Origin of the sequence: Nocardia sp. CY41, from assembly GCF_009829325.1 — a bacterium.
Lineage (GTDB): Bacteria > Actinomycetota > Actinomycetes > Mycobacteriales > Mycobacteriaceae > Nocardia.
On sequence record NZ_VUOS01000020.1, the window covers coordinates 112,491 to 126,215 of the forward strand.

At 67.0% G+C, this 13,725-nt stretch carries 13 protein-coding genes; 6 read left to right on the forward strand and 7 right to left on the reverse strand.

Annotation, left to right across the window (positions count from 1 at the left end):
- The first annotated feature begins 83 nt into the window (after positions 1-83).
- The 3 genes from GVY64_RS22360 to GVY64_RS22370 are packed head-to-tail and all read left to right on the forward strand — an operon-like array spanning position 84 to position 2,270.
- Positions 84-566, forward strand: coding sequence for a DUF309 domain-containing protein (locus tag GVY64_RS22360; RefSeq protein ID WP_159844551.1), 483 nt, complete (start codon positions 84-86; stop codon positions 564-566).
- Positions 567-622: 56 nt separating this feature from the next.
- Positions 623-1,540 carry a tRNA glutamyl-Q(34) synthetase GluQRS gene (gene gluQRS, locus GVY64_RS22365; RefSeq protein WP_159844554.1) on the forward strand — a complete coding sequence of 306 codons (918 nt, stop codon included), beginning with the start codon at positions 623-625 and terminating at the stop codon, positions 1,538-1,540.
- Positions 1,541-1,586: 46 nt separating this feature from the next.
- Positions 1,587-2,270 (forward strand): RDD family protein, encoded by a 684-nt coding sequence (locus GVY64_RS22370; protein ID WP_159844557.1) that lies wholly within the window; start codon positions 1,587-1,589, stop codon positions 2,268-2,270.
- A 76-nt stretch (positions 2,271-2,346) separates the two neighbouring features.
- Here GVY64_RS22370 and GVY64_RS22375 read toward each other — a convergent pair whose 3' ends face one another.
- Positions 2,347-2,865: a DUF4190 domain-containing protein gene (locus tag GVY64_RS22375; RefSeq protein ID WP_159844559.1), complete on the reverse strand. Its 519-nt coding sequence runs from the start codon at positions 2,863-2,865 to the stop codon at positions 2,347-2,349.
- Positions 2,866-2,894: 29 nt separating this feature from the next.
- Between GVY64_RS22375 and GVY64_RS22380 the strand changes: the two genes are divergently transcribed.
- The gene (locus GVY64_RS22380; RefSeq protein ID WP_159844562.1) at positions 2,895-3,674 is read left to right on the forward strand and encodes a queuosine precursor transporter; all 780 of its coding nucleotides are present in this window, start codon (positions 2,895-2,897) and stop codon (positions 3,672-3,674) included.
- Between the two features lie 99 nt (positions 3,675-3,773).
- On the opposite strand, the gene tgt is transcribed toward GVY64_RS22380, so the two are convergent.
- Both tgt and GVY64_RS22390 read right to left on the reverse strand, forming a co-directional pair.
- Positions 3,774-5,006, reverse strand: coding sequence for a tRNA guanosine(34) transglycosylase Tgt (gene tgt / locus GVY64_RS22385; protein ID WP_159844565.1), 1,233 nt, complete (start codon positions 5,004-5,006; stop codon positions 3,774-3,776).
- 69 nt (positions 5,007-5,075) lie between these two features.
- Positions 5,076-5,543, reverse strand: a complete 468-nt coding sequence (locus GVY64_RS22390; RefSeq protein WP_159844568.1) for a MarR family winged helix-turn-helix transcriptional regulator — start codon at positions 5,541-5,543, stop codon at positions 5,076-5,078.
- Between the two features lie 62 nt (positions 5,544-5,605).
- Between GVY64_RS22390 and GVY64_RS22395 the strand changes: the two genes are divergently transcribed.
- Entirely contained in the window at positions 5,606-6,112 is a 507-nt protein-coding gene (locus GVY64_RS22395) for an SgcJ/EcaC family oxidoreductase (RefSeq protein WP_159844571.1), read from the forward strand.
- Between the two features lie 247 nt (positions 6,113-6,359).
- On the opposite strand, the gene GVY64_RS22400 is transcribed toward GVY64_RS22395, so the two are convergent.
- The 4 genes from GVY64_RS22400 to GVY64_RS22415 form a co-directional block, all read right to left on the reverse strand.
- The gene (locus GVY64_RS22400) at positions 6,360-8,264 is read right to left on the reverse strand and encodes an ABC transporter ATP-binding protein (RefSeq protein ID WP_159844574.1); all 1,905 of its coding nucleotides are present in this window, start codon (positions 8,262-8,264) and stop codon (positions 6,360-6,362) included.
- Positions 8,261-9,994: an ABC transporter ATP-binding protein gene (locus GVY64_RS22405; RefSeq protein ID WP_159844577.1), complete on the reverse strand. Its 1,734-nt coding sequence runs from the start codon at positions 9,992-9,994 to the stop codon at positions 8,261-8,263. The genes GVY64_RS22400 and GVY64_RS22405 overlap by 4 nt, the downstream gene beginning before the upstream one ends.
- An 87-nt stretch (positions 9,995-10,081) precedes the next feature.
- On the reverse strand, positions 10,082-10,585 hold the full coding sequence (locus tag GVY64_RS22410) for an RrF2 family transcriptional regulator (RefSeq protein ID WP_159844580.1): 504 nt from the start codon (positions 10,583-10,585) through the stop codon (positions 10,082-10,084).
- A 36-nt stretch (positions 10,586-10,621) separates the two neighbouring features.
- Positions 10,622-11,212, reverse strand: a complete 591-nt coding sequence (locus tag GVY64_RS22415) for a TetR/AcrR family transcriptional regulator (protein ID WP_159844583.1) — start codon at positions 11,210-11,212, stop codon at positions 10,622-10,624.
- 203 nt (positions 11,213-11,415) lie between these two features.
- On the opposite strand from GVY64_RS22415, the gene GVY64_RS22420 reads away from it, so the two are divergent.
- On the forward strand, positions 11,416-13,710 hold the full coding sequence (locus tag GVY64_RS22420; protein WP_159844586.1) for an MMPL family transporter: 2,295 nt from the start codon (positions 11,416-11,418) through the stop codon (positions 13,708-13,710).
- The last annotated feature ends 15 nt before the right edge of the window (positions 13,711-13,725 follow it).

Sequence of the window (13,725 nt, forward strand, 5' to 3'; positions counted from 1 at the left end):
TATTGCTCTGTTATCGGCGGACAATTCGCGGGCCCTCCCCGCCCGCGTCGACGTGCGCACAGCGACCGTGCATGATGGATCCTATGGTCGAACGCGCTCGCGACGACGCAGGTCGCGCCCGTAATGCCCGTCCGCGCGACCGCCTCGGGCGACCGCTGCCGCTCGGCAGCACCGGGGTTGCCCGAATTCCGGACGATCTCGAACTTCCACCCCAGCAAACCTTGACCTTCGCCCAGCAACTGCTGGACGACGGACTCGCATTCAATGCACACGAGGTTTTAGAGGCCGCGTGGAAGAACGGACCGTTCGCCGAGCGGATGCTGTGGCAGGCGCTGGCGCAGTTCGCTGTCGGACTAACCCACATACAACGAGGAAATCCCAAGGGGGCGCGTACACTGCTCGCCCGCGCGGTGTCGCGGTTGACGGCATACCAACCGGAGGGCGGCCGAGCGCCCTACGGTATAGACCTCCCCGGCTTGGTCGCCCACGCCGAAGCACTGCTCGCCGCGCTGGAGGCGGGCGCCGAACCGTCGGACGCCGACCTGCGGCCGCGTCTGCGCGGCTGAGCGCAACGCTTCTACCATGGCCGACGTGCGCACCTCATCGTCTACCGGCAGAGCCCGTGACTGAGCCGGGTGCGGGCCGGTACGCGCCGAGCCCGTCCGGAGACCTGCACTTGGGCAATCTCCGCACGGCACTGCTGGCGTGGGCGTTCGCGCGTTCCACCGGTCGGCGCTTCCTGCTGCGGATCGATGACCTGGACAGAGTGCGTCCCGGTGCGGAGCAGCGGCAAGTGGACGACCTCGCCGCGATCGGCGTGGACTGGGACGGACCGGTGGTACGCCAGTCGGAACGGTTGCCGCAGTACGGGGCAGCCATCGAACGCCTCACCGCCGCCGGGCTCACCTATGAATGCTTCTGTACCCGAAGGGAAATACAGAAAGCGGCGACAGCACCGCACGGGCCGATGGGCGCCTACCCCGGCACCTGCCGCGCACTGAGCGCCGCCCAGCGCGACCGGCTGCGCGCCGAGGGTCGCCCGGCCGCCTTGCGTCTGCGCGCCATGGCCACCGAATTCGAAGTGCGCGACGAACTGCACGGTCGCTACCGAGGCCCGATCGACGACGTGGTGCTGCGACGCGGCGACGGCATCCCCGCCTACAACCTCGCCGTCGTGGTGGACGACGCGGAACAGGGCGTCGACCAAGTGGTGCGCGGCGACGACCTGCTTCCGTCGACGCCGCGGCAGGCATACCTGGCGACGCTGCTGGATCTGCCGGTGCCGCACTATGCCCATGTGCCGCTGGTGCTCAATCCGCAGCGACGGCGACTGGCGAAACGGGATGGGGCGGTGACACTCCGCGAACGGTTGGCGCTCGGCAACACGCCGGAGGAAGTAGTCTCGGCACTGGCCGCTTCGCTCGGCTTCACCGCGACATCGTCGTCCGAGCTACTCGCGCGTTTCGACGCCCGGCGGCTGCCCCGCGAACCGTGGATACTCGACGTTCATGGGTTGTTGCGAAGCAGCCCATGTCCGTAACGTACGCATCGTCCAACTACTGATCAATCGACGAGGACAAATAACTATGACAAGCGGTGGGTACGACCCCAACCAGTATCCGCAGGGCGGGCAGCCGTACGGGCAGCAGCCGTACCCGCAGGGGGGTGACCAGTACGGGCAGCAGCCTCAGTACGGGCAGCAGCCCCAGTACGGGCAGCAGCCGCAATACGGCCAGCAGCAGCCCCAGTACGGGCAGCAGCCGCAATACGGCCAGCAGCAGCAGCCCCAGTACGGGCAGGATCCCTACGGTCAGTACCCGCAGCAGCCCGGGTTCAACAACTACGGCGGCCAGCCGGGTGACCTCGGCACCCGCATCGGCGCCCGCGTCATCGACGCGATCATCCTGTACATCCCGTACTTCATCCTGTACATCCTGGTCGACAACTCGCTGGGCCTGACCATCGGTCTCGGCCTGGTGTGGACCTTGGTTCAGCTCGGCTACTTCGTCGGCATGGAGACCTCGCAGGGCACCACGCTCGGCAAGAAGATCCTCGGCCTGAAGGTGCTCGCCCCGGGCGGCGCCGCGAAGATCGACCCGGTCACCTCGCTGAAGCGCAACATCTTCATTGCGGCGAGCATCATCCCGTGCGTCGGTGGCCTGATCTCGCTCGTCCTGGCGATCTACATCATGGTCACCATCTCGCAGGACCCGAACAAGCAGGGCTGGCACGACAAGTTCGCCGGCGGCACCCAGGTCGTCAAGGCCTGATCGCCACCGCGGCACAGAACCCACAGGGGGCGCACCCGATTCGGGTGCGCCCCCTGTCGGTTGCCCGGCCGTGCCGCTACGCGCTGGTCGCGCCCGCGATGATCACGACGACGAACCACAGGATGCCGAGCACGATCGCGCCGACACCGATCCAGATGCCTGCGAGCGCCATGCCGCGCCCTTCCTGGCCGCTCTGCTTGATCTGGTTGAGGGCGACCACGCCGAGGATGATGCCGACGATCGAGCCGAGCCCGCAGGTGACGAACCCGACCAGCGAGGAGATCAGCGCACCGATCGCCATGCCGTTGGTGCCCTGCGCCGGGACTCCGTAGGGCTGATAGGGAGTCTGATAGCCGTAGCTCGGCTGGGGATACGGCTGCCCGGGCTGTTGATAGGACGGGTACTGCGGCTGCGGAGGCGGCGTCATCGGCTGCGAGGGCGGCTGAACCGGATACTGCGGCGCCGACGGGTAGCCCGACGGCTGCTGCTCCGGGCTCGGATACTGCGGGACCGAACTCTGGCCACCGGACTCCGGCGACACGCCTTGGCCGCCGTACTGCTTCCACCACTCGTCGGAATCGCCGGGATTCGTCATTGCTACAGCGTATTCCACAACCTGGTTGGATGATGCGGGTGAGTGAGTCGAAAACCACGCAAGAGCACGGCGGGCCTGGGCGCCCCGCGGACCATGCGGCATTTGCCCAGGTCGCGCGGGGGTACTACGCACCGATCGTGGCCCTGTTCACTGCGACACTGATCATTTCCAACATCTGCGCCACCAAGGGGGTGGAATTCTTCGGCGACCGGTCGGTGTCGCTGGGACCACTGCAAATCCTGCCGATCGCCACTGATGGCGCCTTCTTCCTGTTCCCGCTGGCCTACATCCTCGGCGACGTACTGAGCGAGGTGTACGGCTTCCGCGCCACCCGCCGCGCCATCTACTACGGCTTCGCCGCACTGCTGCTGACGGTGGTGTGCTTCGCCATCGCGATCCGGCTGCCCGCCGCGAGCTTCTACGAGAACCAGGAGGCGTTCCGCACCGTCCTCGGGACGACGCCGCGGCTCGTCATCGCGGGCCTGGCCGGGTACTTCGTCGGCCAGTTGCTGAATTCCGCGACGCTGGTGCTGATCAAGGAGCGGACGAAGGAAAAGTACCTGTGGGCCAGGCTCATCGGATCGACCATCGTCGGCGAGTTCGCCGACACGCTGATCTTCTGCTCGATCGCCGCCGGCGCCATCGGCATCGACACCTGGCAGCAGTTCGTCAACTACGTGATCGTCGGTTTCCTCTGGAAGACCCTCTGCGAGGTGATTGTGCTTCCGATCACCTATCGGGTGATCGCGTTGCTGAAGAAGTACGAACCCAGCTACGCGCCGACCGGAGCGGATCCGCTGCATACCTGACGCAATCCGGCGAGCACCCCTGGAGGGCGCGGGCCACGTGAGACGACCGCAGAATAGCGAAGCCACCGGTCGTGCACCCGGCTCGCGCCCTCCGTCGTTTCAGGCACCACTCCAACGGCCCAAAGTCTCGGCCTTGTGCTCATCGAAGTAGCCGCCTTCGATGCTGTCCCGGATGCGATCGACCAGGCGGACCGTGAACCGCTCGTTGTGAATCGTGCACAGCGTGGCGGCGAGCATCTCCTTGGCCTTGAACAGGTGATGCAGGTAGGCGCGCGTGTAGTTGGCGCAGGTGTAGCAGTCGCAGTTCTCGTCGATGGGCGTGAAGTCGCGACGGAAGCGGCTGGTATTGATGTTGAACCGGCCGGTGTCGACGTAGATGGCGGCGTTGCGAGCGACCCGGGACGGGTTCACGCAGTCGAAGGTGTCCGCGCCGTTCTCGATGGCGTTGAAGACGTCCTCCGGTTCGCTGATGCCGAGCATGTGCCGCGGCTTGTCCTCGGGCAGCTCGTCACAGCACCAACCGACGATGGCGCCCAAATTGTGCTTCTCCAGCGCGCCGCCGATGCCGTAGCCGTCGAATCCCGTTCCCGCGCTTCCGCGGATCGATTCGAGCCCGCGACATGCCTTCCGGCGCAAGTCCTCGTACTGCGCGCCCTGGATGACGGCGAACAGAGCCTGGTACGGACGGTGTGTACGAGCGGCGGTCAGCCGCTCGTGCTCGTCGATGCAGCGCTGCGCCCACTCGTGCGTGCGCTGGACCGATCGCTCCTGGTAGGAGCGGGTATTGAGGAGCGTGGTGAGCTCGTCGAAGGCGAACATGATGTCGGCGCCCAGCTGGTGCTGGATACCCATCGACACCTCGGGCGTGAACCGGTGCGTCGACCCGTCGAGGTGGGAGCGGAACGTGACGCCGTCGTCGTCCACGGTGGCCAGCCGCTCCTTGCCGGGCGCGATCACGTCGTCGCTGCGCACGTCGACCGCCTCCATCGCCAGCACCTTCTTGAAGCCGACACCCAGTGACATCACCTGGAATCCGCCGCTGTCGGTGAAGGTGGGCCCGCGCCAGTTCATGAACGCGCCGAGCCCGCCGGCCTCGTCCACGATGTCCGCGCCGGGCTGCAGGTAGAGGTGGTAGGCGTTGGCCAGCAGCGCTTGGGCGCCGAGTTCCCGCATGGTCTCCGGCAGCACTGCCTTGACCGTCGCCTTGGTGCCCACCGGGATGAACGCGGGCGTGGCGATCGACCCGTGCGGCGTGGCGATCACACCGGACCGGCCGTTTCGCCCGTCCAGGCGAGTACCGACGGTGAAGGAGAACGATTCGGGACCGGACACCCCGCTATCCTCGCAGTTCGGCGCCCGCGGCCCGAACCAGGCCACCGCTCGCCGGCACCGACGGCGCGGTCAGCCGGGTTTCCCGGCGCGCGACACCCGCTCGGTTTCCGCTTGGTGCACCGCCAGCGCGGTGCGCAAGAAATCGAGCGCGGTGCGCAGTTCGCCGGTGTCGAAACGCAGGAGAGCCTGAGCCCCGGCCACCCCCACCGGCTCGAAGATCTCTCGCGCGACCTCCCTGGCCCGCATAGTGCCTTCGATCAGTATCCGCCGCCGATTGCCTGGATCTTGTGCCCGAGTGACGAAACCGGCCCGCACCAGCCGGTCGACGACAGTGGTGGTGGCGGCGGGGCTCAGTCGCAGCGCGGCACTGAGCTCCCCCGCCGCCAGCGGCCCACGCGCCAGCACGATGTCCAGGCATCGCAGGTCGGTGCGGTTCAAGCCCAGGCGCACGGCGGCGGCCTCGTCGAACGCGTCGAAGCTTTGCTGCAGCAGCCGCAACTCCTGCGCGATCTCGGCGATCAACTCATCTTTCGACATTCGAAACTTTCTGATAGCGTACATTTCGATAATCGAATCTTATCACCGGAAGGTACCTCGCCATGAACGTGACACTCGATCAGCAGCGCACCGACGAGAGCGCCCTGCGCAGCCTGTTCGACGACCTCATGCGGACCTGGACCGCCAACGACGCCACCGCCTACGCGGCCCTGTTCACCGAGAACTCGGACTACGTGTCCTACGACGGCACCCGGGCCACCGGTCGCGCCGAGCACCAGGACAACCACGACAAGCTCTTCCGCGGCGTCCTGGCCGGTTCGGCACTGGTCGGCGAACTCGAGTCGATCCGCTTCGTCGCCCCGGACGTCGCGATCGTGCACGGCACCGCCTCGGTCCTGATGCCCTGGCGTTCCCACCTGCCCGAGCGCCGCCGGTCCCGCCAGACTCTGGTGACCATTCGCACCGACCAGGGCTGGAAGATCACCGCGCTGCACAACGGCCGCGTCCGCCCGGTGCGCATCCCCGAGCCGCACTCCTTTCCGTCCCGCATGTCCCAGCTCATGACCCGAATCGCCCGCCGCCTCGGTCTGGGCCGGAATCGATCGTGACTTGCCCGCGCCCGAACCCATCGACAGCCGACACGTCCGTCGTCGCGCCGCCGACGCGAACCGTCGGCACCCGACACCTGCGGGCAAACCGGCCCACCCACAGCCCGCAAACCACAGGCCCACCACGCCCCGCTTACGGCGAACTCCGGTAATGCGATCGAACTCCACGCGCCCAGCTCACCTCGACTACGTCTTCCGAGCGAAGCGAGACCGAGCATCCGCCGTTCGCGACGAAGTCGCGGCCAAACTACACAGCGCCGGCGAACTGGGCGTTGTACAAGCGGTAGTACGCGCCCCGTTCCTCGAGCAGGCGTTCGTGCGACCCGTGTTCCACGATCCGGCCCGCCTCCATGACGACGATCAGGTCGGCGTCGCGGATGGTGGACAGGCGGTGGGCGATGACGAAACTGGTCCGGTCGCGGCGCAGGGCGGCGGTGGCGTGCTGCACCAGCAGTTCGGTGCGGGTGTCCACCGAACTGGTGGCCTCGTCCAAGATGAGGATGGACGGCTTGGCGAGGAACGCGCGCGCGATGGTGATCAGCTGTTTCTCGCCGGCGCTGACGCCGGAGCCCTCCTCGTCGATGACCGTGTCGTAACCGCCGGGCAGCGCGTGCACGAAGCGGTCGACATAGGCGGCCCGCGCCGCGGCGAGGATCTCCTCTTCGCTCGCGTTCGGGTTGCCGTAGGCGATGTTCTCCCGGATCGTGCCGCGGAACAGCCAGGTGTCCTGCAAGACCATGCCGATACGCGAACGCAGATGGTCGCGGGTGATCTCGGTGATGTCGACTCCGTCGATGGTGATCGTGCCCGCGTCCAGTTCATAGAACCGCATCAGCAGGTTCACCAGCGTGGTCTTGCCCGCGCCGGTGGGGCCGACGATGGCGACCACGTGCCCGGGCTCGGCGACCAGCGACAGCCGCTCGATCACCGGCTTGTCCGGTTCGTAGCGGAACGAGACGGCCTCGAACTCCACCCGGCCGCGGTCGACCGGGCGCGCGTCGGCCATGACCGGGTCCGGGCTCTGCTCCTCGGCGTCGAGGATCTCGAAGATCCGCTCGGCCGAAGCGACGCCGGACTGCAACAGGTTGGCCATCGCGCCGAGCTGCGTCAGCGGCTGGCTGAACTGACGGGAGTACTGGATGAACGCCTGCACCTCGCCGAGCGAGAGACTGCCGGTGGCCACTTTGAGCCCGCCGACGAGCGCGACCAGCACGAAGTTCACGTTCCCCAGGAACATGATCGCGGGCATGATCAGGCCGGAGATGAACTGCGCTTTGAAACTGGCCTGGTAGAGCTCCTCGTTGCGCTGGTCGAACTCCTTGCCGACCTCGCGGTTGCGGCCGAACGCGGTGACCACCTCGTGGCCGGTGTAGGCCTCCTCGACCTGGGCGTTCACCAGGCCGGTGTACTTCCACTGGTTGACGAAGTGCGGCTTGGACCTTTTGGCGATCTGCGCGGTGACCACGATGGCGGCCGGCACGGTGAGCAGCGCGATCACCGCCAGCTGCCAGGAGATCCAGAACATCATGACCAGGATGCCGAGCACCGAGAACACCGAGATGAGCAGCTGGCTCATGGTCTGCTGGAGGCTCTGGGAGACGTTGTCGACGTCGTTGGTCACGCGGCTGAGCACGTCGCCACGCGGAGCGGAATCGAAGTAGCGCAACGGAAGCCGATGGATCTTGTCCTCGACCTCGCTGCGCAGCCGCTTGACCGTCCGATTGATCACGATGTTGAGCAGGTAGCCCTGCAACCATCCGAAGACGGCCGCGCCGATGTACAGCAGCAGCACCAAGGTGAGCACCCGGCCGACCGCGCCGAAGTCCACCCCCACGCCGGGCACCACGTCCATGGCGCTGAGCATGTCGGCGAACGTGTTGTCGCCCTTGGCCCGCAGCGCTTCGATCGCCTGATCCTTGGACACGCCGGGCGGCAACTGTTTGCCGACCACGCCGTCGAAGACCAGATTGGTCGCCTTGCCGAGGATGTACGGGCCGATGGTGTTCAGCACCACCGAGACGATCACCAGCGCGACGATCACCCCGACCTGGACCCGTTCCGGCGCGAGCCTGCGCAGCAGCCGTTTCAGCGAGGGTCCGAACGATTTCGCCTTGGTGCCCGGCGCACCGGGAGTGGGCATTCCGGGCCTCATCGCGCCTCCTCGGCACTCAGTTGCGACTCGACGATCTCCCGGTACTCCGAGCAATCCCGCACGAGCTGCTCGTGGGTGCCGATGCCCGCCACCGCGCCGTCTTCGAGCACCACGATCTGGTCCGCGTCCCGAATGGTCGCGATGCGCTGCGCGACGATGAGGACCGAGGCGTCCGCGGTCTCCGGCTTCAACGCCTCGCGCAGCCTGGCGTCGGTCGCGACGTCGAGCGCGGAGAACGAGTCGTCGAACAGGTACACCCTCGGCTTCTTCACCAGGGCTCGCGCGATGGCCAACCGCTGGCGCTGACCGCCGGAGACGGTGGTGCCGCCCTGGGCCACGGGTGTCTGCAGCCCCTCCGGCATCTCCCGGACGAAATCGGCGGCCTGCGCGATCTCCAGCGCGCGCCAGAGTTCCTCGTCGGTGGCGTGCGGATTGCCGTAGCGCAGATTGCTCGCGATCGTGCCGGAGAAGAGGTACGCCTTCTGCGGGACGAGGCCGATCTGCGAACGCAAGATCTCCAGGTCGATGTGGCGAACGTCGGTGCCGCCGACGTAGACCGCGCCGTCGGTGACGTCCATCAGCCGGGGGATGAGGTTGATCAGCGTGGTCTTCCCCGCGCCGGTGGAGCCGACGATCGCGGTGGTGGTGCCGGGCCGCACCTGGAACCGGATGGCTTTGAGCACCGGCTTCTCGGCGCCGGGGAAGGCGAACTCGGCGAACTGGATGTCCACGACGGCCGGGTCGTCGGTGAACGGCTGTGGCAGGCGCGGAGGGTGGACCGAGGACTCGGTGTCGAGCACCTCGCCGACCCGGTCGGCGGAGACCGCGGCGCGCGGCGCCATCATGGCCAGGAACGAGGCCATCATCACGGCCATCAGGATCTGCATGATGTAGGACAGCATCGCGGTGAGCGAACCGATCTGCATGTGCCCGGCGTCGATCGCGTGCCCGCCGAACCAGATCACCGCCACGGCGGTGACATTGCTGATCAGCATGACCGTGGGGAACATCAGCGCCATCAACCGGCCGACCCGCAACGCGGTGTCGGTGAGTTCGGTATTGGCCAGGCCGAAACGCCAGGTCTCCTGACGCTCCCGCACGAAAGCGCGCACCACGCGGATACCGGTGATCTGCTCCCGCAGTACCCGATTCACCTCGTCGATCCTGGCCTGCATGTCCCGGAAACCGGGCACCATCCTGGAGATCAGCACGCCCATCGACAGTCCCAGCGCGGGCACCGCGATCAGCAGCAGCCAGGACAGGCCGAGATCCTCGCGCAACGCCATGATGATGCCGCCCACGCACATGATCGGCGCCATCACCAGGATGGTCGCCGACATCACGATGAGCAGCTGCACCTGCTGAATGTCGTTGGTGTTGCGGGTGATCAGCGACGGCGCGCCGAACATGCCCACTTCACGAGCGGAGAACGTGCCGACCCGGTGCAGCAGCGCGCCGCGCAGGTCGCGGCCCGCGCCCATGGCAGCCTGCGCACCGAGATAGACCGAAGCAGCCGACGCGACGATCTGCACGCCCGTGACGGCGAGCATCCACAAGCCGGTGCTCCAGATATAACCGAGATCACCTTTGGTGACGCCCTCGTCGATCAAGTCCGCGTTCAAGCTCGGCAGATACAGCATCGCGATGACGGAAATCAGCTGAAGCACAACGACCCCGGCCAACTGGGCGCGATAAGGGTACAGATGCGTGCGGAGGAGTCTGATCAGCATGATGAATCGCAGGCTACCGGCTGTCGGCGCGACGCGTCGTGGAGATTTCTGACCTGCATGGATGGTCTCCCGTGGGGGTCGACGGTGTCAGCGGCGCGCCCACGCGCCCGGGTCTTCGGTCAGCGCCTCGACGAATCCGGGCAGTCGATCGCTCGCGATGTCGGCGATGGTGACGTTCTCCAGCACCGCGCGGATGTTGACCCGCAGCGCGATCCACACCCGCTGCAACGGCTCGGCCGCGCCGGAATAGCGGACGTCCTCCGGGCGCGCACCGCGCACGGACGCCAGGGGCCCCTCGATCGCGCGGATCACGTCGGCGATGGAGATGTCGGCGGCGGGCCTGGCCAGCCAATAGCCGCCGTCCGGACCTCGCCTGCTGATCAGCAGGTCGGCCCGGCGCAGCTCGCCGAGCACGGACTCGAGCACCTTGGGCGGGATCCGCTGGGCGGTGGCGATCGCTTCGGCCTTGACCACCGGCGCGGCCTGCACGAGAGGTGCGCCGAGCCCGGCCACGGACTGTTCCAGCCGCGGCGGCCCGGCGATCTCGAGCAGCGTCCGCACCGCGTAATCGACCTTCGCGGTGATGTGCACAGCGGCGACTCCTGGCGTCGAGGGGATACGTCGAATCTACGCGCCGCCACCTGCCAGCACGCAGGTCGCGGCATCCAGCAGTGACGATTCCACCAGCGAATCGTCCGCGCCAGGCACGAGTTCCTTGGACACCAGCGCCACACCGATCACCTCGAGCGCGGCGCAGGCGCGCAACTGCGCCTCCTCGGTGGCGTCCGGCCCGGCCAGCCATTCGCGCAGCGCCTGGCTGGCGTCCATCAGATCCGGATAGCGGTCGGCCATGGCGTTGATGATCGCGACGGTGTCGCGCACGACCAGCGCTCCGGCGTCACGGTGATGGATCAGGCCGCGCAGATACGTCCGCAGGACCTGGCGGATGCTCTCGGCGTCGTGCGGCATCCGCTCGAGATCGTCCACGACCGAACGCATGTGATCGACGATCGGATCGATGATCGCCAATAGCAGATCGAGCTTCGACGCGTAGTGATAGTAGAGCGACGCCTTTGTGATTCCTACCGCATCCGCGACCTCGCGCAGGCTGGTCTGCTCGAATCCTTTGGCTCCGAACAGCTTCACCGCAGCGTCCCGAATCGCGCTTTTAGTGCCTCCACCTGCGGCGACAGCGCCGGGTGTGTCACGCACAGCCATTCGATGATCCTCTCATCACCTTCGCATCGAGCGAATGTCGCCCGCAGAATAGAGGTTGTACCTCCGCTTAGCTCCTGGGTAGTCTACCTACCGCACGGTAGGCAGAAAGCGTCAGTGGAGGCGGAGGCAGGCAGGGTACTTCCGCGAGTGCTGTCTACACGCAGACCCAGCACGATCCCAGTCATCGCTAGGAGTAACCACTCGTGTCCGTTTATCTGTACAGATGGGGGAAGTTCGCCTTCCGCCGGAAATGGATAGTCCTTCCCGTCTGGCTCGTCTTGTTCGTGCTCCTCGGTGGTCTGGGAGCACAGCTCAGCAAGCCGATGAGCAACGACTTCAGCATGCCGGACCTGCCTTCCGAACGCGCCAACGAAATCCTCGACAAGCACTTCCCCGGCGCCTCGGCCGCGTTCAAGTTCGACGCGGTCACCGGCACCTACGTCGCCGCCGCGCCGGAGGGACAGAAACTGACCGATCCGGCCAACCGCGCGGCGCTGGAAGCGTTCATCGCCAAGCTCGGCCGGCTCGACATCGTCGATCACAGCAAGCCCATCACCAACCCGGTCGACGCGACCGAGAAGATGGGCTGCCTGACCGCCCCCGACCCCGCGCAGTGCAGTGGCGCCCCGCTGAACGTGCTCAGCAAGACCGCGCCCGCGACCGTGGCGGTGATCAACGTCCCGTTCACCATCGCGAAGTTCACCGACGTCACCGACGCGCACCGCGAAGCGGCGTACGACGTCGCGGCCGACGCGCGCAACGCCGGACTCACGGTCGAGATGAGCGGCTCGATCGCGCAGAAGCAGGAAGCGCCGAGCGGCAAGTCCGAGATGATCGGCATGGCCGTCGCGCTGGTCGTGATGATCGTCGCGTTCGGCGCCATCGTCGCGGCGTTCGTGCCCATCGTCACCGCGATCATCGGTCTCGGCGCGGCCACCTCGCTGATCATGCTCGGCACCTCGGTGATCGAGATCCCGAGTTTCACCACCTTCCTCGCCTCGATGATCGGCATCGCGCTGTCCATCGACTACGCGCTGTTCATCGTGTCCAGGTACAAGCATGAACTCGCGGTCCAGGACGCGCCGGAAGAAGCGGCGGGTACCGCGCTCGGCACGGCCGGCTCCGCCGTCGTGTTCGCCGGCCTGACGGTCATCATCGCGCTGGCGGGCCTGAGCATCGTCGGCGTCCAGTTCATGACCTTCATGGGCCTCGGTGGCGCGATCGCCGCCGGTTTCGCGGTGCTCACCGCGATCACGTTGATGCCGGCGCTGCTCGGCGCGTTCGGCCGCTTCCTGTTCAAGCCGAAGCTGCCCGTCGTCGCCCAGCACGATCCCGAGGACGACAACTCGGTGACCAACGGCATGCGCTTCGGCCGGTTGATCGGCCGCATGCCGTGGGTCGCGCTGGTGCTGAGCGTCGTGGTGCTCGGCGCGCTCGCCGCTCCCGCGGCCGGCCTGAACCTGGGTCTACCCGGCGACGACAGCATGCCGAAGACCTCCACCATCCGGAAGGCCTACGAGCTGCGCACCGAGGGCTTCGGCGAGGGCAGCAACGGCGTGCTGAACGTGGCCGTGGATCTGAGCGCCGTGCCCGCCGAGAACCGGGATGCCGCGGTCAAGGCGCTGCGCGACAAGCTCGCGTCCTATCCGGGCATGGACTACGTGACCGAGCCGCAGTGGAGCCAGGACCAGCAGGGCGCGCTGCTGGACGGCGTGCCGAAGTCCGGGCCGAACAACCAGGCCACCAAGGACCTGGTGCAGGACGCCAGGGAGGCCGAAGGCCAGCTGAAGGCCGAGTACGGCATCGAGTACGGCATCACCGGCACCACGGCGATCTACGCCGACGTGGACCACGTGCTGCTCAGCAAGATCGTGCCCTACCTGGCGATCGTGGCGGGCGCGGCGTTCGTGCTGCTGATCCTGGTGTTCCGGTCGATCCTGGTGCCACTCACCGCGGCGCTCGGATTCCTGTTGTCGATGGCCGCGACCTTCGGCGCGACCGTGCTGATCTTCCAGGAGGGCAAGCTCGGCCTGATCGAGGATCCGCATCCGCTGGTCAGCTTCATGCCGATCATGCTGATCGGCCTGGTGTTCGGCTTGGCGATGGACTACCAGGTCTTCCTGGTGACCCGGATGCGCGAGGAGTTCGTGCACGGCAAGTCGGCCAAGGAGGCGGTGGTCGCCGGTTACCACCACGGCGCACGCGTGGTGACCTCGGCGGCGATCATCATGATCTCGGTGTTCGGTTCGTTCCTGCTGGAGACCGACGTGACGGCGAAGTCGTTCGGCTTCGCGCTGGCGGTGGGCGTGCTGCTGGACGCGTTCGTCGTCCGCATGGTGCTTATCCCGTCGCTGCTGGTGCTGATGGGCAAGTGGTCGTGGTGGATACCGAAGTGGCTCGACCGCATCCTGCCCGACATCGACGTCGAGGGCTCGAAGCTGCGTGAGCTGCAGCAGCGTTCGGCCGAGACGGCGAAGGTGCCGGTCGGCGTCAACTGATCCGGCGGCCTCGGC

What these genes read in the sequence shown, in the direction of transcription:
- GVY64_RS22360 (WP_159844551.1), top strand. Translation starts at nt 84, where the DNA reads ATGGTCGAACGCGCTCGCGACGACGCAGGTCGCGCCCGTAATGCCCGT.
- GVY64_RS22370 (WP_159844557.1), top strand. Translation starts at nt 1,587, where the DNA reads ATGACAAGCGGTGGGTACGACCCCAACCAGTATCCGCAGGGCGGGCAG.
- GVY64_RS22375 (WP_159844559.1), bottom strand. Translation starts at nt 2,865, where the DNA reads ATGACGAATCCCGGCGATTCCGACGAGTGGTGGAAGCAGTACGGCGGC.
- GVY64_RS22380 (WP_159844562.1), top strand. Translation starts at nt 2,895, where the DNA reads ATGATGCGGGTGAGTGAGTCGAAAACCACGCAAGAGCACGGCGGGCCT.
- GVY64_RS22390 (WP_159844568.1), bottom strand. Translation starts at nt 5,543, where the DNA reads ATGTCGAAAGATGAGTTGATCGCCGAGATCGCGCAGGAGTTGCGGCTG.
- GVY64_RS22395 (WP_159844571.1), top strand. Translation starts at nt 5,606, where the DNA reads ATGAACGTGACACTCGATCAGCAGCGCACCGACGAGAGCGCCCTGCGC.
- GVY64_RS22400 (WP_159844574.1), bottom strand. Translation starts at nt 8,264, where the DNA reads ATGAGGCCCGGAATGCCCACTCCCGGTGCGCCGGGCACCAAGGCGAAA.
- GVY64_RS22405 (WP_159844577.1), bottom strand. Translation starts at nt 9,994, where the DNA reads ATGCTGATCAGACTCCTCCGCACGCATCTGTACCCTTATCGCGCCCAG.
- GVY64_RS22415 (WP_159844583.1), bottom strand. Translation starts at nt 11,212, where the DNA reads ATGGCTGTGCGTGACACACCCGGCGCTGTCGCCGCAGGTGGAGGCACT.